Origin of the sequence: Acinetobacter sp. YH16038 (genome assembly GCF_013417275.1) — a bacterium.
GTDB lineage: Bacteria > Pseudomonadota > Gammaproteobacteria > Pseudomonadales > Moraxellaceae > Acinetobacter.
On the sequence record NZ_VPEG01000010.1, the window covers coordinates 83,598 to 106,591 of the forward strand.

At 42.3% G+C, this 22,994-nt stretch carries 23 protein-coding genes and 2 tRNA genes; 10 read left to right on the plus strand and 15 right to left on the minus strand.

The window, feature by feature from the left end; all coding sequences use genetic code 11:
• Positions 1 to 80: 80 nt before the first annotated feature.
• The 3 genes from FTV34_RS06300 to FTV34_RS06310 all read left to right on the plus strand — a co-directional run bounded on the left by FTV34_RS06300 (position 81) and on the right by FTV34_RS06310 (position 4,177).
• The gene (locus FTV34_RS06300; protein ID WP_034706283.1) at positions 81 to 1,910 is read left to right on the plus strand and encodes a phosphoenolpyruvate carboxykinase (GTP); all 1,830 of its coding nucleotides are present in this window, start codon (positions 81 to 83) and stop codon (positions 1,908 to 1,910) included.
• Positions 1,911 to 2,298: 388 nt separating this feature from the next.
• Entirely contained in the window at positions 2,299 to 3,618 is a 1,320-nt protein-coding gene (locus tag FTV34_RS06305; protein ID WP_180069391.1) for an MFS transporter, read from the plus strand.
• A 136-nt stretch (positions 3,619 to 3,754) separates the two neighbouring features.
• Positions 3,755 to 4,177, plus strand: a complete 423-nt coding sequence (locus FTV34_RS06310) for a hypothetical protein (protein ID WP_218949340.1) — start codon at positions 3,755 to 3,757, stop codon at positions 4,175 to 4,177.
• Positions 4,178 to 4,232: 55 nt separating this feature from the next.
• On the opposite strand, the gene FTV34_RS06315 is transcribed toward FTV34_RS06310, so the two are convergent.
• On the minus strand, positions 4,233 to 4,901 hold the full coding sequence (locus FTV34_RS06315; protein WP_180069397.1) for a methyltransferase: 669 nt from the start codon (positions 4,899 to 4,901) through the stop codon (positions 4,233 to 4,235).
• A gap of 263 nt (positions 4,902 to 5,164) precedes the next feature.
• Complete coding sequence (gene folD / locus FTV34_RS06320; protein ID WP_004782941.1) at positions 5,165 to 6,013, minus strand: bifunctional methylenetetrahydrofolate dehydrogenase/methenyltetrahydrofolate cyclohydrolase FolD; 849 nt, start codon at positions 6,011 to 6,013, stop codon at positions 5,165 to 5,167.
• 153 nt (positions 6,014 to 6,166) lie between these two features.
• Here folD and FTV34_RS06325 point away from each other — a divergent pair.
• A tRNA-Cys gene (locus tag FTV34_RS06325) sits at positions 6,167 to 6,240 on the plus strand.
• A gap of 11 nt (positions 6,241 to 6,251) precedes the next feature.
• Positions 6,252 to 6,337: transfer RNA gene (locus FTV34_RS06330), tRNA-Leu, on the plus strand.
• 131 nt (positions 6,338 to 6,468) lie between these two features.
• Here FTV34_RS06330 and FTV34_RS06335 read toward each other — a convergent pair.
• From FTV34_RS06335 to FTV34_RS06345, 3 genes are all read right to left on the minus strand, one after another.
• On the minus strand, positions 6,469 to 7,374 hold the full coding sequence (locus FTV34_RS06335) for a YafY family protein (protein WP_180069400.1): 906 nt from the start codon (positions 7,372 to 7,374) through the stop codon (positions 6,469 to 6,471).
• Positions 7,375 to 7,513: 139 nt separating this feature from the next.
• Positions 7,514 to 7,714: a hypothetical protein gene (locus FTV34_RS06340; protein WP_159123322.1), complete on the minus strand. Its 201-nt coding sequence runs from the start codon at positions 7,712 to 7,714 to the stop codon at positions 7,514 to 7,516.
• Positions 7,715 to 7,951: 237 nt separating this feature from the next.
• Positions 7,952 to 8,944 (minus strand): NAD(P)H-quinone oxidoreductase, encoded by a 993-nt coding sequence (locus FTV34_RS06345; RefSeq protein ID WP_180069403.1) that lies wholly within the window; start codon positions 8,942 to 8,944, stop codon positions 7,952 to 7,954.
• A gap of 129 nt (positions 8,945 to 9,073) precedes the next feature.
• Here FTV34_RS06345 and FTV34_RS06350 point away from each other — a divergent pair, with 129 nt between their 5' ends.
• Both FTV34_RS06350 and FTV34_RS06355 read left to right on the plus strand, forming a co-directional pair.
• Positions 9,074 to 9,514 carry an N-acetyltransferase gene (locus FTV34_RS06350; protein WP_180069405.1) on the plus strand — a complete coding sequence of 147 codons (441 nt, stop codon included), beginning with the start codon at positions 9,074 to 9,076 and terminating at the stop codon, positions 9,512 to 9,514.
• Positions 9,515 to 9,538: 24 nt separating this feature from the next.
• Entirely contained in the window at positions 9,539 to 9,889 is a 351-nt protein-coding gene (locus FTV34_RS06355) for a co-chaperone YbbN (protein ID WP_180069408.1), read from the plus strand.
• 17 nt (positions 9,890 to 9,906) lie between these two features.
• Here FTV34_RS06355 and FTV34_RS06360 read toward each other — a convergent pair whose 3' ends face one another.
• From FTV34_RS06360 to cysD, 6 genes are all read right to left on the minus strand, one after another.
• On the minus strand, positions 9,907 to 10,167 hold the full coding sequence (locus FTV34_RS06360) for a DUF2798 domain-containing protein (RefSeq protein WP_034704953.1): 261 nt from the start codon (positions 10,165 to 10,167) through the stop codon (positions 9,907 to 9,909).
• An 18-nt stretch (positions 10,168 to 10,185) separates the two neighbouring features.
• Positions 10,186 to 10,497 carry a DUF3861 domain-containing protein gene (locus tag FTV34_RS06365; RefSeq protein ID WP_180002281.1) on the minus strand — a complete coding sequence of 104 codons (312 nt, stop codon included), beginning with the start codon at positions 10,495 to 10,497 and terminating at the stop codon, positions 10,186 to 10,188.
• 9 nt (positions 10,498 to 10,506) lie between these two features.
• On the minus strand, positions 10,507 to 11,022 hold the full coding sequence (locus tag FTV34_RS06370) for a PadR family transcriptional regulator (RefSeq protein WP_180069411.1): 516 nt from the start codon (positions 11,020 to 11,022) through the stop codon (positions 10,507 to 10,509).
• 254 nt (positions 11,023 to 11,276) lie between these two features.
• Positions 11,277 to 11,543, minus strand: a complete 267-nt coding sequence (locus tag FTV34_RS06375; RefSeq protein ID WP_180016796.1) for a hypothetical protein — start codon at positions 11,541 to 11,543, stop codon at positions 11,277 to 11,279.
• Between the two features lie 147 nt (positions 11,544 to 11,690).
• The gene (cysN, locus tag FTV34_RS06380) at positions 11,691 to 13,304 is read right to left on the minus strand and encodes a sulfate adenylyltransferase subunit CysN (protein WP_180069414.1); all 1,614 of its coding nucleotides are present in this window, start codon (positions 13,302 to 13,304) and stop codon (positions 11,691 to 11,693) included.
• Between the two features lie 155 nt (positions 13,305 to 13,459).
• A complete protein-coding gene (gene cysD / locus FTV34_RS06385; protein ID WP_034170514.1) occupies positions 13,460 to 14,374 on the minus strand; it encodes a sulfate adenylyltransferase subunit CysD in 915 nt (304 codons plus the stop codon).
• 317 nt (positions 14,375 to 14,691) lie between these two features.
• On the opposite strand from cysD, the gene FTV34_RS06390 reads away from it, so the two are divergent.
• The 3 genes from FTV34_RS06390 (at position 14,692) to FTV34_RS06400 (ending at position 17,910) form a co-directional block, all read left to right on the plus strand.
• Positions 14,692 to 15,234, plus strand: coding sequence for a hypothetical protein (locus FTV34_RS06390; RefSeq protein ID WP_180069416.1), 543 nt, complete (start codon positions 14,692 to 14,694; stop codon positions 15,232 to 15,234).
• Positions 15,235 to 15,504: 270 nt separating this feature from the next.
• The gene (locus tag FTV34_RS06395) at positions 15,505 to 16,140 is read left to right on the plus strand and encodes a YqiJ family protein (RefSeq protein WP_180069419.1); all 636 of its coding nucleotides are present in this window, start codon (positions 15,505 to 15,507) and stop codon (positions 16,138 to 16,140) included.
• Between the two features lie 51 nt (positions 16,141 to 16,191).
• Complete coding sequence (locus FTV34_RS06400) at positions 16,192 to 17,910, plus strand: flotillin family protein (RefSeq protein ID WP_180016790.1); 1,719 nt, start codon at positions 16,192 to 16,194, stop codon at positions 17,908 to 17,910.
• A 101-nt stretch (positions 17,911 to 18,011) separates the two neighbouring features.
• Here FTV34_RS06400 and sucD read toward each other — a convergent pair whose 3' ends face one another.
• The 4 genes from sucD to odhB all read right to left on the minus strand — a co-directional run bounded on the left by sucD (position 18,012) and on the right by odhB (position 22,979).
• Positions 18,012 to 18,902, minus strand: coding sequence for a succinate--CoA ligase subunit alpha (sucD, locus tag FTV34_RS06405; protein WP_004782969.1), 891 nt, complete (start codon positions 18,900 to 18,902; stop codon positions 18,012 to 18,014).
• 11 nt (positions 18,903 to 18,913) lie between these two features.
• A complete protein-coding gene (sucC, locus tag FTV34_RS06410) occupies positions 18,914 to 20,080 on the minus strand; it encodes an ADP-forming succinate--CoA ligase subunit beta (RefSeq protein WP_004782971.1) in 1,167 nt (388 codons plus the stop codon).
• Between the two features lie 184 nt (positions 20,081 to 20,264).
• On the minus strand, positions 20,265 to 21,698 hold the full coding sequence (gene lpdA, locus FTV34_RS06415) for a dihydrolipoyl dehydrogenase (protein ID WP_004782973.1): 1,434 nt from the start codon (positions 21,696 to 21,698) through the stop codon (positions 20,265 to 20,267).
• 60 nt (positions 21,699 to 21,758) lie between these two features.
• A complete protein-coding gene (gene odhB / locus FTV34_RS06420; protein WP_005234619.1) occupies positions 21,759 to 22,979 on the minus strand; it encodes a 2-oxoglutarate dehydrogenase complex dihydrolipoyllysine-residue succinyltransferase in 1,221 nt (406 codons plus the stop codon).
• Between the last annotated feature and the right edge of the window lie 15 nt (positions 22,980 to 22,994).

Here is a 22,994-nt window from a genome sequence, read left to right on the forward strand (position 1 = left end):
CATATTTCATCTGGCCAGTATTTTATTGACCAGATTGTACTTTGTACAAAATTTTGTACACATTTGAGATAGGCCTCACCATGACCCAAGTGAACGCACCAGAATTCGTTCGTCACCCTAAGCTTATTGCATGGGTGGAAGAAATTGCTAAATTAACAAAACCAGCAAAAATTGAATGGTGTGACGGTAGCGCAGAAGAATATCAACGTTATATCGACTTGATGATCGCTAACGGCACAATGCAAGCGCTTAACCAAGAGAAACATCCTGGTTCTTATCTTGCAAATTCTGATCCTTCTGACGTTGCTCGTGTTGAAGACCGTACTTTTATCTGTTCTGCAAATAAAGAAGACGCTGGCGCGACCAATAACTGGGAAGATCCAGCAGTTATGCGCGAAAAATTGAATGGTCTGTTTGACGGTTCAATGAAAGGTCGTACCCTGTATGTGGTTCCATTCTCTATGGGTCCTTTGGGTTCACACATTGCGCACATCGGTATCGAATTAACTGACTCTCCTTATGTGGCAGTCAGCATGTCTAAAATGGCTCGTATGGGTAAAGCTGTTTATGACGTTCTAGGTACAGATGGCGAATTTGTCCCTTGCGTACACACTGTGGGTGCACCACTTGAAGAAGGTCAAAAAGATGTTGCTTGGCCTTGCAACAAAGAAAAATACATCGTGCACTACCCAGAAACTCGTGAAATCTGGTCATTTGGTTCTGGTTACGGCGGTAACGCATTGTTAGGTAAAAAATGCCTGGCTTTACGTATTGCATCTTATATGGGTCGTCAACAAGGCTGGTTAGCTGAACATATGCTAATCCTTGGCGTGACTAGCCCTAAAGGCGAAAAACACTACATCGCAGCTGCATTCCCATCTGCTTGTGGTAAAACAAACTTCGCGATGCTGATTCCACCAGCAGGTTATGAAGGTTGGAAAATTGAAACTGTAGGTGACGATATTGCCTGGATCAAACCAGGTGAAGATGGTCGCTTATATGCAATCAACCCTGAAGCTGGTTTCTTCGGTGTAGCTCCTGGTACAAATACCAAAACGAATCCGAACTGTATGGCAACGCTTCATAAAGACGTGATCTATACAAACGTTGCTGTAACTGACAACGGTGAAGTTTGGTGGGAAGGTCTGACTAAAGAAGCTCCTGCGAATCTGACTAACTGGAAAGGTCAACCACACACTGGCGAAGAAAAAGCGGCTCATCCGAATGCTCGTTTCACAGTTTCTGCTGGTCAATGCCCTTCTATCGATGCGGATTGGGAAAATCCAGCGGGTGTTCCAATTTCAGCGTTCATCTTCGGTGGTCGCCGTGCAGACACAGTGCCTCTAATTTCAGAAGCATTTGACTGGGTTGATGGTGTTTATAAAGCTGCAACCATGGGTTCTGAAACAACTGCTGCTGCTGTTGGTCAACAAGGTATCGTTCGTCGCGACCCATTTGCGATGCTTCCATTTGCTGGCTACAACATGGCTGACTACTTCACTCACTGGTTAGAAATGGGTGAGAAAGTTGGCGAGAAAGCTGCTGCTGCTGGTAACAAGCTTCCTGGTATCTACAACGTGAACTGGTTCCGTCGTGATGCTGAAGGTAACTTCGTATGGCCTGGTTTCGGTCAAAACATGCGTGTTCTTGAGTGGATCATCGATCGTTGTGAAGGTCGTGCTGATGCTGTTGAAACTCCAATCGGCCGTGTACCTACTTACGAACAGCTAAACTGGACTGGTTCTGATTTCACTAAAGAACAATTTGACCTGGTAACTTCTCAAGACAAAGATCAATGGATCAAAGAACTTGAAAGCCACACTGAATTGTTCAACAAATTAGGTGATCGTCTGCCAGAAGCGTTGAAAAAACGCCAAGCTGAACTTCTTGAAGCGGTTAAATCTGCTTAATTGCTGATTTAATTTTAAAAAGGTCGCGTAAGCGGCCTTTTTTATTATCTTAAGATAAGGTTAAAGCCAATTTTTTAATCTATTTTACATCTAAATAAAAACTACCTTTACCATTCATTAATCCCCTTAAAGAACAGCATTTAACCAGTTAATCTAATATAAAAATCAAGCAATTACTCTAAACAAATGGTAAATTTATGTTTTATAAAAATATTTGAAAACTACATTATTTATTAAGACTAAAGTCCTATAAAAAGAGAAAACTTGGAGGCGTATAAGTATATGAAATCTCCTCACTTTCTCTCTCACTAAAACATAACTTTTTAGATTTTATAGCAATGAAAATTTAAAAAAGATGTGTTTTACAGCATTCCTTTGGAGCAATGTTGTGAATCAGCCACTTCCTGAAGCTGCTACACCGCAGCTTGATCGTAAAACACGGGTTAAATCTATTCTCGGTGGTTCTGCAGGTAACCTGGTCGAATGGTACGACTGGTATGTTTATGCAGCCTTTACCTTATATTTCGCTTCACAGTTCTTCCCTAATGGCGACAATACCGTCAAACTTCTTCAGGCTGCTGCTGTATTCGCACTTGGTTTCTTGATGCGTCCGATTGGCGCATGGATTATGGGAATTTACGCTGACCGCAAAGGTCGTAAAGCAGGTTTGACCCTATCCGTTTCTCTAATGTGTGTAGGTTCCTTGATTATTGCCTGTGCACCCACCTATGATTCAGTGGGCATGCTCGCCCCTGCGCTGCTGTTATTTGCTCGTTTATTACAAGGTTTGAGTGTAGGTGGTGAATACGGTTCAAGTGCCACTTACTTGACTGAAATGGCAGGTAAAAATCATCGTGGTTTCTACTCAAGCTTCCAGTATGTGACCCTGATCTCAGGTCAACTATTGGCACTCTGTGTCTTGATCTTCCTACAACGCACTTTGACTGAAGCACAACTCACTGAATGGGGCTGGCGTATTCCCTTCCTGATTGGTGCATTCTTAGCGATTGTGGTGTTCTGGATCCGTCGCGGTCTGGTAGAAACACAATCTTCAAAACAGGCTGTTGAACAGGCGAAAAAAGGTGGCCCTAAATCCGGTGCCTTAGCTTTATTCACTAAATATCCTAAACAGGCATTTACCGTGATCATGCTAACTGCAGGTGGTACTTTAGCTTTCAATACTTTCACTACTTATTTGCAGAAATATCTGGTGAACACCTCAGGATTTGAAAAAACCACAGCGACTGAAATTACTACCCTTGCGATCTTTGTATTCATGTTATTGCAACCAGTTGTGGGTGCACTTTCTGACAAAATTGGCCGCAAGCCAATCATGATTGCTTTTGGTGTGCTTGGTGTACTATTTACCATTCCTATCTTTAATGGCTTAGGCTCAACTACCAACCCAACAACTGCATTCATGCTGTGTATGAGCGGTATGGTAATTGTAACTGGTTATACAGCGATTAATGCCGTAGTGAAAGCTGAGCTATTCCCTGCACACATTCGTGCCCTAGGTGTAGCTTTACCTTATGCAATTGCTAACACCCTGTTTGGCGGTACAGCAGAACTGGTAGCTTTAAGTTTTAAAAATGCCGGCCATGAAAACTACTTCTTCTATTACATTACTTTTATGATTGGCCTGTCACTGCTGACTTATGTCTTTATGAAAGACACTAAAAAGCACAGCATGATTACTGATGACTAAGTAACTGTATTGCTTTAGGAGCTTTCCGGATGGAAACATTCGGAAAGCTTTTTTATTGGAATTTTATGTTTACTGCCATTCCGCTATTTCATTGCTATGGCATACTTGTCTGATAAAAATACGGGAAATCATCATGATGAAAAAAACAGTTTTTTTACTCGGTTTAACTATCGGCACTTTAGGCCTGACAGCATGTCAGACGGCACCTCAACAATTTAACGGTCAGACCGGTTATGAAATTCTGGAACGTTCAGAAAATTCCGCAACCTTAAGCTATACATTAGCAGGACGACCAAGTCAGGATGAAAACAGATTACAGGCTGCTTGTAGACAAGTTCTTGGAACCTCTAAAAACTATAATATCCAGATTATCAATAGTCAGGAAATAGTTAACCCAACTCCAGAACAGGTTCAGTATGGCCGTCAACTCGGGGATAGCCGCACCCAGATCAGCCTGAGTAATACACCTGATTTATATAACAGTGAAAATCCGGGTGCCCGAGAGGCATTAGAAGCTCGTCCTACCACTGTACGTGTGATTCGTTATACCTGCTCATAAAAACAGAGCATAAAAAAAGGGCATAATGCCCTTTTTCTTTTTCAATTCTTGGATGTTATTTAGTTCGATAGAAGCTGACATTGCGGAATTCTGGTGATTCATCCAGATCTGGCCAGGTGGTCGCACTGCGTTCATCCAGTTTAAGATATTGTGGATGACTAAAGTTTTTAACCCGGCTGTCTGCAACCCAGCCCTCGGGTGCAAATTTCAGGAATTCATCCAGAAAGAAGCGGTTACACTGATCATAGAGCACATCAGCCGCTAGCAGTATATCCACCTGCTCTGCTTTATAGAGATCATCCAGATATTCCAGCTCGACATTATTCAATTCAGCATTGGCACGACAGGCATCCAGACTGACCTGATCGATATCACAACAGATCACCCGCTTGGCTCCTGCCATTTTCGCAGCAATCGCAACTACACCCGAACCCGCACCAAAATCCAGTACGACTTTGTCTTTGACATGATGTGGCTCTGTCAGCAGCCATTGTGCCATGGCCAGTCCTGATGCCCAGCAGAAGATCCAGTACGGCGTATCATTCCAGATGCGGCGAATCACTTCATCATCCAGTTTGTCTGTCGGAAAGACTGGTGGAATCAGCCAGAGTGAAATCGGTGTTTCTGGTAGCTGCTGTGCCATCAGTTCACAATTAGGAATAACTTGGTGTAAGGCTTGAAGTAAATGCTCAGGGGCTTTAGGAAATTGGAAAGTACAGCTCATGAAGAAAGCCTTGATGCGAAAATATCTTTATTGGAATTTATACATTAATCGGATACATGACCACGTCATTCGCAGCTGTTCGAGGCAGACTGAAATCTAATTCGTCCTGTTTTTGCGACACATCAACCACGCAAAAGAAATATGACGAGTTCTGCGAATGACAAATGGTTTTGGTTACTTTTGCCGAAACAAAAGTAACGAATGAGCTTCTTACATCTATAGTCACAACGATACAACTCCGCCGTAACTAATTAAAATTTCAATTAACCCAAAGCCTTCTCAGCAGCTTCTACAGTTTGACGAATCAGCGTAGTGATTGTCATAGGACCTACACCACCCGGAACTGGTGTATAAGCAGAAGCAACTTCTTCGATACCGACCAATTGAATATCACCTACACCACCACCATCACGTGGATGGAAGCCAGCATCAACAACTACAGCACCTGGTTTGATCCAGTCTTTTTGAATCAGTTCAGCTTTACCTACTGCACCAACAATAATGTCAGCTTGTTTTACAAATTCAGGTAAGTTTTGAGTACGTGAATGGCAAATGGTCACAGTAGCATTCGCTTCAAGCAACATTGCCGCCATCGGTTTACCCAGAATTGCAGAACGACCAACCACTACCGCATGTTTACCTGCGATTTCAATATTGTTTTCTTTCAGGATGGTCATGATACCTGCAGGAGTAGCAGAACCGTAAGCTGCTTCACCCATCGCCATACGACCATAGCCCAGACAAGTCACACCATCTACATCTTTTTCAAGCGAGATAGCATCAAAACAAGCACGTTCATCAATTTGCGCAGGTACTGGGTGTTGTAAAAGAATACCGTGAACATCCGGATTTGCATTCAGTTTTTCAATTTCAGCAAGCAATTCTTCAGTAGTCGTTTCTTTTGGAAGCTCAACTTTTAGTGAATCCATACCAACACGGCGGCAAGCATTGCCTTTCATACGAACATAAGTTGCAGATGCGCCATCGTCACCCACTAAAATAGTCGCAAGAATTGGAGTACGACCTGATTTTGCTTTCAGCGCTTCTACGCGAGTTAACAAGTCAGCTTCAATTTGCTTCGCCAATGCACGACCGTCTAAAACTAATGCCACGGCACTTCTCCCAAGTGTTGATATGAATCAATTTTGCACATTCTACATGATAATTCTGAATATTTTCCGCCATATGCTGTTTTTATGCGCATACAAATGAATATCCTATTGTTTTTTTTTCAGAGCTTGATAATATACGCATCAACAAGACGCGGCGGGGTGGCAGAGTGGTCATGCAGCGGACTGCAACTCCGTGGACGCCGGTTCGATTCCGACCTCCGCCTCCAATCTTGTTAAAGCCCGAGTGGTGAAATCGGTAGACACAGGGGATTTAAAATCCCCCGCCCACAAAGCGTGCCAGTTCGAGTCTGGCCTCGGGCACCATTCTTCTACTACTGAAGATGGTGCAAATAAAGAACCCAGCGAAAGCTGGTTTTTTTATGCCTGTAATTTGCTAAATCTAATTCTCAATAGAATTCTATAAGCATTCGCCAACCTGCTCTGCTTTCAAAATATTATCCAGCAGAGCGTAAATAACCTTCCAGATCCTGTTCCAGTTTTTCCTGAAAATGAATCGGCTCAATGATCTTTACATACGGTAGCCAGTAACGTACCAGTGGCAATAACTGCATTTCATGACGAATCTGACAACTAATTAACAATTCTCCAGACTCTGATTCCTGTTCGATCTGCTGTTCCGGAAATAAACGGCGCTCTTTAAAAAATACCGTGACTTCAGGTTGCACCTTCATCAAAACCTGCTGTTTTTGCTGACCAAACCAGATGCTGTCTTCATCTGCCAGCATTTTCAGAACTTCAGGATCATGCTCAAAGCTTTCATTTTCAAAAACCAGTTTGACTTCCTGCAACTGACTTAAACGATAGGTTTTGAGCTCAGCTTCAGTGACACCGGCCAGATACCAGATGCCATGATGATGAATCAACCGGTATGGCTGGATGATCCGTGTTTGTTCGGAATATTGCAGCTCAATCTGCTGCCGTTTATAGATCGCCCCTGCAAGCAGCTTGAAATGCTCGGCAAACTGTTTGGCATCTTCAAAATAATAACCTTTTGCCGAAAATACCTGATTTGCCCGCTCATCCAGCAATTCACGAATAAAAGACATATCCAGTGCCGGATACAAGTCACTGATTCCAGACAACTGTGCAAAATTCTGGATATCCTGCAACTTGAAACGCCCTAAATATGAAGGCTCAAGATAATAGCGTTTGGTATTTTCATCCTGTATGAGCGGTAAATACGCATTCAGACGAACAAAATCACGCTCAATGGTACGGGTGCTGACCTGAAATTCTCGTGCCAGCTCCTGTACACTTAACTGATGCCCTATATTAAGTTTGGTTAAAATATTTGCCAAACGGTCTGCGAGGCGCTCATGCGTTGACGCATTGCCCTTCATAAATACCCTCTTCGTGCCGCTTGTGCAGCACAATGAATCATTTGCTTAGAATTTTTAAATTATGGGAAAATTATACAGCCAAATAAAAACAAGATTAGAGTTATTCACTTCAACTTAAGGCTAATAGGCAAGATGTTTTTTAAGATTTTTTACGACGTTTGTAGTGAGGTTTTGGTGCTGAGTGGCTCAGCCGTTCCATATAGCGTTCCAGATGCAACATGGCTTGATACAGCTTGTGTAAATCGGAACGAAGTAACTGATTACGGATAATCGCTTTATGCAAACGCTTCAATGCACGAAAGCCATGTTCATGCGTATAAGGGGCCGACACTATCTTCATAATATACTTCCTTTTAATACGTGACATTTCATCAAATACCAAACAATTTAGTCAGATTATATTTAAGCGCTAATTTACTCCTCAGTTTTGACAGGTTGTGTCGAACAATCGACACTTTTTACCGTTTTTTAAAATTTATACTCCTATTTCAAGCAATTAATTTAAATTAGTTATCGTTTTTTATGCAAAATAAAAGCCAACAAAAGTTGGCTTTTAGTATTTCTATCACAAGAATAATTAGATGATTTCCACCACAATCTTACCGATATGCTCACCTGTATCCATCGCTGCATGCGCATCCTGAATCTGGTCAAACTTGAAGGTTTTATAAATCATCGGTAAACATTCACCTTTTGCCCAGAGTGGCGCCACATGCTCTTTCAGGCCTTGGGCAATTTCAGCTTTCTCAGCCGTATTGCGTGCCCGCATGGTAGAACCAGTAATGGTCAAACGTTTCATCATAATTTGACCCAATTTTACCTCCTTAGCCTTAGCACCGCCCAGGAATGCGATATACACCAGACGACCATCACGACGCAGCAGATTCAGGTTTTTCTCCAGGTACGGTGCACCTACCATATCCAAGATCACATCTACACCAGCATTATCCGTGGCTTCATTGATGACCTGCTCAAAGTCTTGGGTCTTGTAATTGATTCCTGTGGTCAGATGTGAAATCGCCTGGATTTTTTCATCACTACCTACTGTCGCAAAGGTTTTGATGCCTAATGATTTGCACAGCATTAAGGCCGTGGTTCCAATCCCACTGGTACCGCCATGAATCAGTACAGTCTCTCCTGCCTTAGCCTTACCCATCTGGAACACATTTGCCCATACAGTAAAGAAGGTTTCTGGAATCGCCGCAGCCTGTACAAAACTCACACCTTCAGGAATGTTTAAAGTCTGGCTTTCAGGCACGACGCAATATTCTGCATAACCACCGCCATTGGTCAGACCACAGACTTTGTCACCTACTTTAAACTGGCTTACTTCACTCCCGACTGCAACAACTTCACCGGCAACTTCCAGACCCGGTACAGGAGTCACGCCCTTAGGCATTGGATACAAGCCCTGACGCTGCAAGATATCCGGACGGTTAATCCCGAAAGCATGTACCTTAACCAGCACTTCGTCTGCTTTAGGTTCAGGGATGGCAACCGTTTCATAAGCGAGTTTCTCTACACCACCCGGTTCTGTAATGATGACTTGTTGCATGCTTTGTTGCGTCATGGATTCTTTCCCTAATATTCACGTTTCATATTTTTCGAACTTATTTGAACATAGAAATGCTATGGATTGAAGCAGCATGGACTTATGTATAATCAGCTGCCTATTTAGTAAATTGATATAAGACCACTGATGACAATAATTACAAAAGCGAAAACCGAGGATATCGACGCTATTCTTGAAATCTGGTTCCAGGCTTCTTTAAAGGCGCATGATTTTATTCCTGCTAGTTATTGGGAAAATCAGCTACTTCCAATGCGAGATTTATATTTACCCTTAGCAGAAAACTATGTCCTTAAAGAAAATCATACGGTGCTTGGCTTTGTTTCGTTATTAAAATCGGAAAATGTATTAGCTGCACTTTTCATTGATCCTGAGCAGCAAGGTGCTGGCTATGGCCGCCGTTTGGTTGATTTCTTAAAACAGCAATGTAATCAGCTGCATTTAAATGTCTATGCTGCAAATACATCAGCAGTCAGCTTTTATCAGAAGCAAGGTTTTAAGATTATCAATCAAGGAATCGATGAGAATACCAATCAAGCTGAACTCACTATGAGCTGGTTTAAATCTTAATTTTGAAATGATGAGAGCAAATTCATGTCAGCAGTCATCACCTACAATGAAGATAATTACAGTGACTTCGAATGGTTTGAAGGCCTTGCTGTGATCCGTTTCTATGCTGACTGGTGCAAGCCCTGTGTACAGAATTTTCCGGTTTTTGAGGAACTGGCAGCACAATATGCTGGGCATAACACAGAAATCAAATTCGGCAAGGTCAATGTCGATCAATCACCGATTCTGACCTTACGCTATAACGTCTATGGCTTGCCCTCTACCCTGATCTTTAAAAATGGGCAGATTATTTATCGTATTGCTGGTGTGAAAAGCCTAACTGAAATGAAATCAATTTTATCTCAAGTTCTAAATGAATCATCTGATTCCGGGTGATTCGAATAAGCAATTTCTTATTTAGCAGATTGATCTGACATCTGCACAAACTGCATCAGGAATTTGCGTACCAGCGGCAATACAAGCAGAATCAGTGGAAATGCCACCAGCCATGACAGCCCCCAAGCATGTAACCATAGCGAGATAAACGCATCGCTCCAACCTTTATTCAGCAGCATATTAAAGCAGGAAATCGCACCGCTCATAATGCCGGAAAGGATTAAGGGCATTAACCAGTTCAGATGTTTTGGGTGAAATTTTGGGAGATTCTTTTTCATAAATGACCTTTAGAATACTTACTGTTCTTCACTTTGGGCTTTCACTGTCTGTTTTAAGGATTTCATAAACTGGGCAAATTGCGGCATGAATTCCTTGAAGAGTGGCAACTCTTTATTTTCCAGCATGACTTCACTAAACAGTTTTAAGCCGATAACAAATGCTTTGGTACTTTCCTCATCTAGCAACTGACTGGCTTGAAGTTTTTCCAGTATTTTAAAGATGTCATCGTGATTACCCACCTGAAACTGTAGCTCCTCAGTATAGGTTGATGGATTACCTTGGGCATCAGCCAGATGTTGAACAGTCACTTCATAGAGATGTTGTTTCATGTCCTGCTCCTACAGTTGACGGATATTAATTGCAGCCTGTTCAATCTGGGCAGCAATATCACTGATCTGCTCTGGACGAAGTTCATTTTGCAGTTTGAATCGTAGTGAAGCTTTCAGGCTTTCCATTGAATTATGGATATCGATATAGCGTTCATCTTCTTGAATACGGCGACGGGTTTCAAAACGGCTAAGAACTCTTTGTAGGGTTTCCTGACTATTTTTAAGATGCTCACGGCCTTTATCTGTAATGTGATATTGCTTGCGTTCATCAGCACTCATGACCACTTGGGTATATTGCTGTTCTTCAAGATAGTTAATTGTTGGGCAGATTGTGCCTGTACTCGGCTTATAGTCCCCCCCGACTAGAGCAGCTACCTCTTTAATAATGTCATAGCTAAACTTGGGCGCTTGAGCAATAAAATGCAGCACGAGCAGTTTCATTTCACCTGCTTCAAAGAGCCGTCTACGAGGTTTTGGAGAGTTTTTTCGCTCTTCTTTTAATGCAGAATCAGAAGTTCTAGACATACAAAAGATATATCTTAAATTTAATTAAGATATATCTTATCATAGATAATATTGAATTTATTTCAAGTGAAGCAATAAAAGTCAAATTTAAGAAGAAAAAATAGGCACGAAATACTTGTGAAAAAATCCTTCCTTATAAAGCCATTTTCTCAGTGGAGATTACAACAATTAACTAGGAACTTTTTTTATAGTTACTGTCTTATCTAAATGTATAAAAATAGATGATTTATAATCTTAGTCCCTCAACTTAAATTTTAACTTTTATATTCTCGCACCATCCGATCACTGACATCTTCCGGATAGCAAAACGGTGCATAACCACCAGCACGGTTATAAGCACTACGCTTGCCGCAACGACTACCATTACGCGCTGTATTGTATGGACAAGGACAATTTCCCGGATAGCTTTCAATTGACTGTTGAATAATCTTCTGTTTAATTGCTTCCGTACTTTGGCTGCTCTGCTTGGCTTCTGCTCCAAAAGCTACACATAGTCCAACTAGTAATAATAATTTTTTCATACATTCCCCCCATCTACGGAGCATTGTATAAAGCTACATATAAATTGAAAGATCACATTTTGAATAACCGAATGATTTTCAAACATTCAAAATTCAGGCAATAAAAAACCCGCCTTACAGCGGGTTTTTCTTAAAATCAGTCCAGTCTTATAGACGAACCAATTCCACAATTTTCTCAGCCAGTTCTTCAACTGCATCGGCTGTGTAAGTCACATCTGTACCTTCTGCAAGGTCAGTAATCACCACCACACCTGTTTCACGTACAAGTGCAACCTGTACATCAGTCAGACCCGCTTTCGCAATTGCAACTACACCTTGCTGAATCAACAGGCTTTCAAGTGCTTGAGCATTTTCCAGTGCTTTCGTAGTTACAGTGACCGCAGCAGGTTTTTGACCCAAACGTGCAGCACGTGCTTCAGCAGTTACAGGTTCATTGTGTGCAGTCCATTCCACTGCAGCTTCAACCATACCCGCACCAACAGTCACGTTGCTTAGACGGTCGATGAAAATGAATGAACCGGTGTAACGGCTGTCTTGATAACGGTCAAATACCACTGGCGCATCAAATTCGATGGTCACATCAGCAATTGCATTCAGATCCAGCTGCTCTACTTGTAGTTTTTCCAATGTATTGACATTGGTACGGTAGTTAATTTTCGCAACTTTCGCTGGAATAGTTTGAGTACCAAACTTCACATTATAAAGTTTGCCAACCACGAGCGGTTGATCGTTCATCCACACTACAGACGCACGTGCAGAACGTGAAATCAGTGGTTGTTCGCCAGCTTTTACCAACACGTTACCACGTGAAATATCGATCTCATCGTTCAGTGTTAACGTAACAGCTTGACCAGCTACAGCATGATCCAGATTGCTATCAAAAGTGACAATTTCTTTTACTGTTGATTTCTTGCCAGATGGCAGCGCAACAATTTCATCACCAACTTTCACTTCACCCAGTGCTATGGTACCGCAGAAACCACGGAAGTCGAGGTTAGGACGGTTGACATACTGAACTGGGAAACGGAATTCATCTTTGCTGGTATTACGTGTAATTTCTACAGTTTCCAAAGTCTCCATTAAGGTTTGACCTTGGTACCACGGCGTATTTGGTGATTTGTTTACAACGTTATCACCGTTCAACGCAGAAATCGGTGTAAATACAATGTTTTCCGGCTTACGATCGCCCAACTGGTTCACGAAATCGTTATACTCAGCCTGAATTTCATTGAAGCGTGCTTCAGAGAATTCAACCAGGTCCATTTTGTTCACTGCAACCACGATATTACGAATACCTAACAGGCTCGCAATAAATGAGTGACGACGTGTTTGAGTCTGAACACCGTAACGCGCATCGATCAGGATAATTGCAAGATCCGCAGTAGATGCACCAGTTGCCATGTTTCGGGTGTACTGTTCGTGCCCTGGGGTGTCGGCAATGATGAACTTACGTTTTTCAGTAGAGAAATAACGGTAAGCTACGTCAATGGTAATACCTTGCTCACGTTCAGCTTGCAGACCATCGACAAGCAGCGCCAAGTCAGGTGCATCGCCAGTAGTACCCACTTTTTTAGAGTCACGAGTCACGGCTTGCAGCTGATCTTCATAAATCAGTTTTGAATCATAAAGCAGACGGCCGATCAGGGTTGATTTACCATCATCCACATTACCGCAAGTCAGGAAACGCAATAAGTCTTTATTTTCGTGCTGTTTCAAATAAGCCAAAATATCTTGGCTAATAAGTTCTGATTGGTGAGACATCGCTCATAGCTCCACAAATACGTTGAAATCGTTTCTAATCTTCAAATCCACCTAAATCCTCCTTTACTAAAGGAGGACTTTCCTCCGCTTTTTTAAGCCCCTCTTTGGTAAAGAGGGGTTTGGGGAGATTATTAGGGGGAGATTTCTCAAGATTCTTAGAAGTAACCTTCCTGCTTTTTCTTTTCCATCGAACCTGCTTCGTCATGGTCGATCATACGGCCTTGACGTTCAGATGTGGTCGCTAAAAGCATTTCCTGGATAATTTCCGGTAAAGTTGTTGCAGTTGATTCAACCGCACCTGTTAATGGGTAACAACCTAAAGTACGGAAACGAACCGATTTCATTTGTGGCACTTCGCCTGGATTCAGGCGCATACGCTCATCATCAACCATGATCAGTGTACCATTACGCTCAACGACTGGACGTTCAGCAGCTAAGTACAATGGAACAAGTTTGATATTTTCAAGGTAGATATATTGCCAGATGTCTAGCTCAGTCCAGTTAGACAATGGAAATACACGAATACTTTCGCCTTTGTTCACTTTACCGTTATAAAGATTCCAAAGTTCTGGACGCTGGTTTTTCGGATCCCAACGGTGTTTAGAGTCACGGAATGAATAAACACGTTCTTTGGCACGTGATTTTTCTTCGTCACGACGTGCACCACCGAAAGCAGCATCAAACTGATATTTATCCAGTGCCTGTTTCAGACCTTGGGTTTTCATAATGTCAGTATATTTAGAGCTACCATAGTCGAATGGGTTTACGCCCGCATCACGACCTTCTTTGTTCTGATGCACGATCAGATCAAAGCCATGTTCTTTGGCCATGTTGTCACGGAACTTGATCATGTCTTTGAATTTCCAGCCAGTATCTACATGAAGTAGCGGGAATGGAAGTTTTGCAGGATAAAACGCTTTCAGTGCTAAATGCAGCATGACTGCTGAATCTTTACCGATTGAATAAAGCATAACCGGATTTTCAAACTCGGCAGCAACTTCGCGAATGATGTGAATACTCTCAGCTTCAAGCTGTTTAAGATGAGTAAGTCTTTCCTCATTTAATGACATGGACAACCTGCGTATTACACGTGTACTTATTACACTTTATAAAATTTATATTCATTATAGTGATTAACTTTTCATAACGATTGCTTGTTTTGTGATATTCATATATTAAAACGTCATATAAAAATTCACTAATATCAACTATCAGTTTTTATGAATCTGATAGCTTAGCTAAATAAAGACAATTGATTGTTTAGTCAAAGCACTCTGGAAGATTACTTTTAGCAATGAAATGATATATTAATCATCTAAACGGACAGTTCACATCGTGGTGAAAAAAAATTAGAGTAGGATTAGTTCTTCCAATTTATAAACTATGTATGCCTTATAACGAATTTGATTTAGATACTTTAAAATCCCGTCTGGAACAGGCAAAACTTGCCGGTTTTATTTACCAGCACCAGCAACATATTTTGGTTCTTCAGGAACCCTATACTGAAGATGGCAGTCCTTTAAACATTTATCTCCAGCATGAATTGACCGCGGATCAGATTGGCCTGCAGTTTGGCCTGCGTAAGCTGAACGGTCAATGGGAATACCTGCTCGGTATGACTTATAGCAACCAGCAGGCAGGTTACGAAATAGGTGCCGGCAATCTGAGAAGTGATCAAAAAGCTTTCAATCTGCTTTATGCTTTCTATAACTATCCTAAAGCCTTTTTCTTGGTGGCCCTTCCTTTGTCTGCAAATACTCAGGCATTGGAACAGGCTCTCGATGAACAACTATTTAATCAGCCTGAACTTAAATTTCTGGAGACTGCAGTAAAAACCAATCCAATGGGCGAACAGGTGCAATGGATGAAGAACTATATCCTGCAACAAGCCCTAGAAATGAAAGTCCGTATCCAGACCGCCATTCTTTAATGCTTTTATACATCTACATAGGAATAGAAAAGCAGACGTATATCAATTGCTTTTCTATTCTTGAGATAAAACCTCAGATTCGCCCACCTATAAAATAGTCGACATTTATTTGCAGCTAAGAAAAACGCATCACATATTGTTAAATTTTGGATTTTATCAAGCTATCCCGATTGGGATTTTTGTTGTTTTTTGCTTACAATTTTATTAATAACTGTTATCTTTAACAGGGTCATAAAATTTCTATAAAACCATAATTAGAGACAGAAACTCATGTGGGAACTGTTCACTCATCCTTCCAACATTGTATTTAGTATCAGTTTAAGTCTGATGCTGATGTTTGCTGCCTTAGAATGTGTCTTGCTGATGCTGGGAGGTGGCTCCCAGAATATGTTCGAACAATTTCTGCCTGAAGAACCGCTTCACCCAGAAGTAGGTGTTGATCAGCATACTGGCCTGTTCCATAAAGTATTCGACTGGCTTTATCTTGGTCGCCTGCCTCTCTTTATCTGGCTCATTATTTTCCTGACCAGTTATGGTCTGAGCGGTTTATTGATCCAAGGCCTGTTCGAACGATTTACCAGTCAGCTTTTAAATGCATGGATTATTTCCCCTGCCTGTTTATTTTTATGCATGCCGATTGTACGTGGGCTATCCGTGCTCGCTGCTAAAATTCTGCCTCAGGATGAAACCATCGCGATCTATAGCGATGAACTGATCGGACGAACCGCTACCATTATTCTTGGAGATGCCAAAGCTAACTCCCCTGCTCAGGCCAAAGTTCAGGATCAGCATGGTAAGACCCATTATGTGCTGGTCGAACCTGAACGCAATGAAATATTTAATCAAGGTCAGACAGTGGTTCTGACTCAAAAAACTAAAAATGGCTTTCAGGCTATTGAACTTTAATTAAACCAATTTCCTATAAAAATCAAGCTTGCCCAAAGAGACTTTATAACAATGCTAAATTTTGATTTATATAATGTTTTGATTATTGCGGGGATTATATTCGTTGGCCTAGTTACCTTCGGATTAATCATTGCACGTTTATACCGTCGTTCCAGTAAAGAGATTTCTTTTGTGCGTACCGGTTGGGGTGGTGAAAAAGTGATTCTAGGTGGCGGAGCTTTGGTGCTACCAGTGCTACATGAAATCATTCCCGTCAATATGAATACCCTACGGCTGGAAGTCCGTCGTGCCGATGATCAGGCGCTGATTACCCGTGATCGCATGCGTGTCGATGTGATGGCTGAATTCTATGTGCGCGTAAAGCCTACCGCTGATTCGATTGCTACGGCGGCGCAAACTCTTGGTCAAAAGACCATGTCACCAAATGAATTGAAAAATCTGGTTGAAGGTAAATTTGTCGACTCTTTACGCGCCGTTGCCGCTGAAATGGCTATGGAAGAACTACATGAAAAACGGGTCGACTTCGTACAAAAAGTACAGCAAGTGGTGTCTGAAGATCTACATAAAAATGGTCTGGAACTTGAAACTGTTTCTCTGACAGGTCTAGATCAAACCGGCTTTAAATACTTCAATCCGCAAAATGCTTTCGATGCCGAAGGTCTGACCAAACTCACTGAAACCATTGAAGATCGTCGCCGTAAGCGTAATCATATTGAACAGGATACAGATCTGGCCATTAAAGCCAAAAATCTGGAAGCCGAGCAAGCTCGTCTACAAATTATTCGTGAAGAAGAATATGCCAAACTGCAACAAGAACGTGAAATTTCGATTCGACGTGCTGAACAGTTAGCTGAAATTGCCGCTCAGGAAGCTGCAAAAAAACGTGAAGCGGAAGAAGCTCGTATTGCTGCTGAACGTGAAGTAGAACTGAAACGTATTCTGGCGGCTCGTGATGTTGAAAATGAAAACATTCAGAAAGCTCAGCTTATTCAAAAAGCCCAAGTTGAACAGAAGAAAACGATTGAACTGGCTGAACAGGATCGTGCAATTGCGATTGCAGAAAAATCACGTGCTGAATCTGAAGCCAAAGCTTTAGCTGATCAGGCACGTGCTCAAGCGGTTAAAGCGGAAGAAGAAGTCGTTACTGTCCGCCAGATCCAGCAAGCTGAACGTCAAAAAGCAGTTGAACTGGTTGCAGCCAAAGAACAGGCTGAGAAAGATGCAATTGCCATTACCGTTGCAGCTGAAGCTGGCAAACAGGCAGCAGCTGATGATGCAGAAGCGGTTCGTATTGCCGCTGAAGCCGAAGCTGAAAAAGTTCGCCTGAAAGCTAAAGGTGAAGCGGATGCCAAAGTATTACTTGCTCAAGCGATGGAGAAACAGTATCAAGTCGATGCTGAAGGTACCCGCGCAGTGAATGAAGCAAATAATGTACTGTCATCTGAACAGGTGGAAATGCAAATCCGGCTAGCCATGCTGAAATACTTACCTGAAATCATTCGTGAAAGTGTTAAGCCGATGGAAAACATTGATGACATCAAGATTTTGCAAGTCAATGGCCTACATGGCACACATGCGGGTTCTTGCCAAGCAGATGCCCATCATGAAGGCGGCAATGTTGCCCTCTCCGATCAGGTGGTGAATAGTGCTTTGCGTTATCGTAGCCAGGCACCTTTGATTGATAGCCTGATGAATGAATTAGGCATTCAGGGTGGTGACATCAATGGGATGACTCAAAGCCTGAAAGCTAAAGCTGGTATAGATAACTAAATACTCAATTTTCGAATTATCATTTAGTTAGACTTTAATCTCCTTTTGCAGCAATTATAAAAAAGCCCTCAATATTGAGGGCTTTTTATCAGCTTAATAAATTAAGCCAAACCTTTTTCTTTCAAAACCTCAAGCATGGTTGAACCCAACTCTGCAGGACTACGTGTATACGCCATTCCCGCGCGTTCAAAAGCTGCAAACTTCTCTTCAGCAGTTCCTTTACCGCCAGAAATGATGGCACCTGCGTGACCCATACGCTTACCTTTCGGCGCTGTTACACCAGCGATATAACCTACCACCGGCTTGGTCACATGCGACTGGATATACTCAGCTGCTTCTTCTTCCGCAGTACCGCCAATTTCACCAATCATGATAATGGCTTCAGTTTGCGGGTCTTCCTGGAACAGTTTCAAGCAATCAATCTGGTTCATGCCTGGAATCGGATCACCACCGATTCCGATACAGGTTGACTGTCCAAGACCTAATTTAGTGGTTTGTGCAACCGCTTCATAAGTCAAAGTACCTGAACGTGAGATAATGCCGATCTTACCTGGCTGGTGAATATGACCTGGCATGATCCCGATCTTACACTCGCCTGGCGTAATAATGCCCGGACAGTTTGGACCAATCAGACGTGTACCATTACCATTGGTTTCTAAATAACGTTTGGCTTTCAGCATATCCAGTGTTGGTACACCTTCAGTAATCACAACGATCAGCTCAATACCTGAGTCAACAGCTTCTACAATAGAATCGAGGACAAAAGGTGCAGGCACATAAATCACAGAAGCATCAGCTTGAGTTTCTTGCACCGCTTCACGCATAGTATTAAATACTGGCAGATCCAGATGTGATTGACCACCTTTACCCGGTGTTACTCCACCAACAACTTTAGTGCCGTAGGCAATAGCCTGTTCAGAGTGGAATGTACCGTTCTTGCCTGTAAAGCCTTGGACTAAAACTTTGGTGTCTTTATTAATTAATACGCTCATTGTGATACTCCTTAAGCTTTTACTGCAGCAACAATTTTTTCTGCAGCATCGGCCAAGCCATTTGCAGAAATCAATTTCAAACCAGATTCATCCAGTAACTTGGCACCAAGCTCTGCATTGTTCCCTTCAAGACGAACGACTACAGGTACAGTGACATTTACCTCCTGAACCGCTGCAATAATTGCCTCAGCAATCATGTCACAACGTACAATTCCACCAAAAATATTAATCAAGACACCTTGTACAGAAGAATCTGCCAAGATAATTTTAAATGCTTCGATGACACGCTCTTTGGTTGCACCACCACCTACATCCAGGAAGTTAGCTGGTTGACCACCATAAAGCTTGATAATGTCCATGGTTGCCATCGCAAGACCGGCACCATTGACCATACAACCAATATTACCCTCTAAAGCAACATAGTTCAGGTCAAATTCAGATGCTTTCAGCTCACGCTCATTTTCTTGTGATTTATCACGTAAAGCAGCAACTTCAGGCAGACGGTATAGCGCATTTGAATCAATACCGACTTTGGCATCGACACAGAGAATGTCACCATTTTCACGAACAGAGAGTGGGTTAATTTCAAATAAAGCAAAATCATTTTCGACAAAGGCTTGGTAAGCAGCTGTCATGACTTTAACAAATTGATTGATCTGGCTATCTTTTAACTTAAGTGCAAACGCCACTTCACGCGCCTGAAATGGCAATAATCCTACTAAAGGATCAACTTCGACTTTAATGATTTTTTCAGGATTTTCTTCTGCAACTTTTTCAATTTCGACACCACCTTCAGTGGATGCCATGAAAGTAATACGACGGCTAGAACGGTCTACCACTGCACCTAAATAGAGTTCACGCTCGACCGGATAAACATCTTCAGACACCAAAATACTATTGACAGGTTGACCATTTGCATCGGTTTGATAGGTCACTAAACGTGAACCAATAATCTGATTGGCATATTCAGCGGCTTCTTCAGCCGACTTTACCACTTTTACCCCACCCGCTTTGCCACGTCCACCTGCGTGAACCTGCGCTTTTAATACCGCAAACTTCCCACCAAGCTGCTCAAAAGCATGTACTGTTTCCTCAGCATTAGTAGCAAGAATACCTTCTTGTACAGGCATCCCATATTTTTTTAATAACGCTTTTGCTTGATACTCATGTAAATTCATTGATTAACCTTTTACTACTTATTTGACTTTGTTATTACACGTATTCCCAATATTTCTTGGTTCACATCAATCAATATTGGTATTTTTGGATCTTAAATTTTACTTATCTTTATTTTTAGATGATTATTCATTTAAAAACAACCACCAAATGTAAAAAGAGCGGCCGGAGCCGCTCTTTGAAGAATTACTTACGCTTGCGTTGGATTGCGTGAATCGCACGACCATCGACTGCAAGAGCAGCTTCATGTACGACTTCAGAGAATGTTGGGTGACCAAACGTCATCAACTGTAGATCTTCAACTGAAGATACAAACTCAAGTGCAATCATACCTTGGTGAACGATGTCAGACGCAGCAGGTCCAATCACGTGCATACCAAGTAGACGGTCAGTTTTTGCATCAGCAACAAACTTCACGAAACCGGCACCTTCACCAGCAGCCAAAGCACGACCATTTACAGCAAAACCGAATTGACCAGTTTTCACTTCATGACCTTTTTCTTTGGCTTGCTCTTCTGTTAAACCTACCCAAGCCGCTTCCGGGTGAGTGTAGATGACAGAAATGATAGTATCGTAGTTCACTTGAGCAGCATGACCGTGGATACGTTCAACAGCCATTACGCCTTCTTCCATTGCTTTATGTGCAAGCATTGGACCACGTACCAAGTCACCGATTGCGTATACGCCTTCAACAGAAGTTGCACACCAGTCGTTTACCTCAACCAGACCGCGCTCAGTCAGTTTGATACCTGAGTCTTCAGCCAATAGGCCTTCAGCATAAGCACGACGGCCTACACAAACGATCAGTTTATCGAAAGTCTGTTCTTTGTCTTCGCCGCCCTGGCTGTATTTAACAGTCACTTCACGACCGTTAACTTCAGTACCAGAAACTTTTGCACCAATGCGGATATCAAGACCTTGCTTGGTCAGCAGTTTTTGGTAGTCTTTTGCCAATGCTTTGTCAGCCATTGGCAAGAATGCGTCCATTGCTTCAAATACAACAACTTCCGCACCCAGACGACGCCATACTGAACCAAGTTCAAGACCGATTACACCAGCACCAATCACACCAAGACGTTTAGGCACTTCTGGGAATTCAAGCGCACCAGTTGAGTCCACGATCAGGTCTTGATCTACAGGAGCAACTGGAATATTGACTGGTACAGAACCAGATGCAAGGATGACATATTTAGGCTCTAAAACCTGAGTTTCACCTTCATGCGGTACAAACTCAACTTTTTTACCAGCAAGTAATTTACCAGTACCTTGTAACCATTCAATGCCATTACCTTTAAGTAACTGCGCAACACCACCAGTCAATTGCTCAACGACTTTGTCTTTACGCGCCAGCATTTTAGACAAATCGAAAGCAACTTCACCCGTTGTAATACCGTGGTCATCTAAATGCTTAACAGTATCTTCATAACGGTGAGAAGAATCTAGAAGTGCTTTAGAAGGAATACAACCGACGTTTAAGCAAGTACCACCTAAAGAAGGTTTACCTTTATGAATACGTTTTTCGATACACGCAACTTTAAAACCAAGCTGTGCAGCACGAATTGCAGCTTCGTAGCCACCTGGGCCACCACCGATTACAACTAAATCGAATTGTTGAGACATTATTCTCTCCAAAAATGGGCCTAGAGGATCACCCTAAGCCCATGGATTTATTCTTTAGAATTAAAGATCAAGGATCAGACGAGCTGGTTCTTCTAACAATTCTTTGATTGTTACAAGGAAACCTACAGCTTCTTTACCATCGATTAGACGGTGGTCATAAGAAAGCGCTAGGTACATCATTGGCAAGATTTCAACCTGACCATTCACTGCCATAGGACGTTCCTGGATTTTATGCATACCCAGAATCGCAGTTTGTGGAGTGTTCAAGATTGGAGTTGAAAGCAATGAACCGAAAGTACCACCGTTGGTAATTGTGAAAGTACCACCAGTCATGTCTTCAATCGCAAGTTTACCTTCACGCGCTTTACCAGCGTATGCACGGATACCATTTTCAACTTCAGCATAGTTCATACGGTCTGTATCACGAAGTACAGGAACCACTAGACCACGGTCAGAAGAAACTGCTACACCGATGTCATAGTAACCATGGTAAACGATATCATCGCCATCGATAGACGCATTCACTGCTGGATAGCGTTTCAGTGCTTCAGTCGCAGCTTTAACGAAGAATGACATGAAGCCTAGACGTGCACCATGACGTTTTTCAAACGCTTCTTTGTACTGGTTACGCATTTCCATGATTGGTTTCATGTTTACTTCGTTGAACGTCGTCAACATTGCTGTTTCTTGAGTTGCAGCAAGCAGACGTTCAGCAACACGTTTACGCAGACGAGTCATTGGAACGCGTTTTTCAATACGTTCGCCAACCGCAACGCTTAACGGTGCAGCAGCAGGCGCTGCAGGTTTAGACTGATGGTTCGCAACATCTTCTTTAGTAATGCGACCGCCACGACCTGTACCAGATACGTCAGCAGCATTGATACCAGATTCAGTCAATGCTTTACGTACTGCTGGAGCTTGGTCTTGAACCTGTTGACGCTCAACGATCGGTGCATTACCCGCTTCAGTTTTTGCAGCAGCTTGCTCTACTGATGCTTCAGTTTCAGATTGAACTGCTTGAGTTTGAGTTGCGCCAGATACGGCACCCTCTTCAAACTGTGCAATCACTTCAGCAGAAAGCACTGTATCGCCTTCATTTTTAACGATTGATGCAATTGTACCGTCTGCAGGAGCAACAACTTCTAAAACAACTTTATCAGTTTCAATATCACAGATCACTTCATCACGTGATACTGCTTCACCTGGTTGTTTGTGCCAAGTTGCGATCGTACCGTCCGCAACTGACTCTGGAAATACCGGTGCTTTAATTTCGGTTGCCATTATTTAGAATCTCCT

Bases quoted from the DNA above. Each gene is read 5' to 3' on its own strand.
- FTV34_RS06300 (WP_034706283.1), top strand. From the start codon at position 81: ATGACCCAAGTGAACGCACCAGAATTCGTTCGTCACCCTAAGCTTATT.
- FTV34_RS06310 (WP_218949340.1), top strand. From the start codon at position 3,755: ATGAAAAAAACAGTTTTTTTACTCGGTTTAACTATCGGCACTTTAGGC.
- FTV34_RS06315 (WP_180069397.1), bottom strand. From the start codon at position 4,901: ATGAGCTGTACTTTCCAATTTCCTAAAGCCCCTGAGCATTTACTTCAA.
- FTV34_RS06335 (WP_180069400.1), bottom strand. From the start codon at position 7,374: ATGAAGGGCAATGCGTCAACGCATGAGCGCCTCGCAGACCGTTTGGCA.
- FTV34_RS06340 (WP_159123322.1), bottom strand. From the start codon at position 7,714: ATGAAGATAGTGTCGGCCCCTTATACGCATGAACATGGCTTTCGTGCA.
- FTV34_RS06345 (WP_180069403.1), bottom strand. From the start codon at position 8,944: ATGACGCAACAAAGCATGCAACAAGTCATCATTACAGAACCGGGTGGT.
- FTV34_RS06350 (WP_180069405.1), top strand. From the start codon at position 9,074: ATGACAATAATTACAAAAGCGAAAACCGAGGATATCGACGCTATTCTT.
- FTV34_RS06355 (WP_180069408.1), top strand. From the start codon at position 9,539: ATGTCAGCAGTCATCACCTACAATGAAGATAATTACAGTGACTTCGAA.
- FTV34_RS06360 (WP_034704953.1), bottom strand. From the start codon at position 10,167: ATGAAAAAGAATCTCCCAAAATTTCACCCAAAACATCTGAACTGGTTA.
- FTV34_RS06365 (WP_180002281.1), bottom strand. From the start codon at position 10,497: ATGAAACAACATCTCTATGAAGTGACTGTTCAACATCTGGCTGATGCC.
- FTV34_RS06370 (WP_180069411.1), bottom strand. From the start codon at position 11,022: ATGTCTAGAACTTCTGATTCTGCATTAAAAGAAGAGCGAAAAAACTCT.
- FTV34_RS06375 (WP_180016796.1), bottom strand. From the start codon at position 11,543: ATGAAAAAATTATTATTACTAGTTGGACTATGTGTAGCTTTTGGAGCA.
- cysN (WP_180069414.1), bottom strand. From the start codon at position 13,304: ATGTCTCACCAATCAGAACTTATTAGCCAAGATATTTTGGCTTATTTG.
- cysD (WP_034170514.1), bottom strand. From the start codon at position 14,374: ATGTCATTAAATGAGGAAAGACTTACTCATCTTAAACAGCTTGAAGCT.
- FTV34_RS06390 (WP_180069416.1), top strand. From the start codon at position 14,692: ATGCCTTATAACGAATTTGATTTAGATACTTTAAAATCCCGTCTGGAA.
- FTV34_RS06395 (WP_180069419.1), top strand. From the start codon at position 15,505: ATGTGGGAACTGTTCACTCATCCTTCCAACATTGTATTTAGTATCAGT.
- FTV34_RS06400 (WP_180016790.1), top strand. From the start codon at position 16,192: ATGCTAAATTTTGATTTATATAATGTTTTGATTATTGCGGGGATTATA.
- sucD (WP_004782969.1), bottom strand. From the start codon at position 18,902: ATGAGCGTATTAATTAATAAAGACACCAAAGTTTTAGTCCAAGGCTTT.
- sucC (WP_004782971.1), bottom strand. From the start codon at position 20,080: ATGAATTTACATGAGTATCAAGCAAAAGCGTTATTAAAAAAATATGGG.
- lpdA (WP_004782973.1), bottom strand. From the start codon at position 21,698: ATGTCTCAACAATTCGATTTAGTTGTAATCGGTGGTGGCCCAGGTGGC.
- odhB (WP_005234619.1), bottom strand. From the start codon at position 22,979: ATGGCAACCGAAATTAAAGCACCGGTATTTCCAGAGTCAGTTGCGGAC.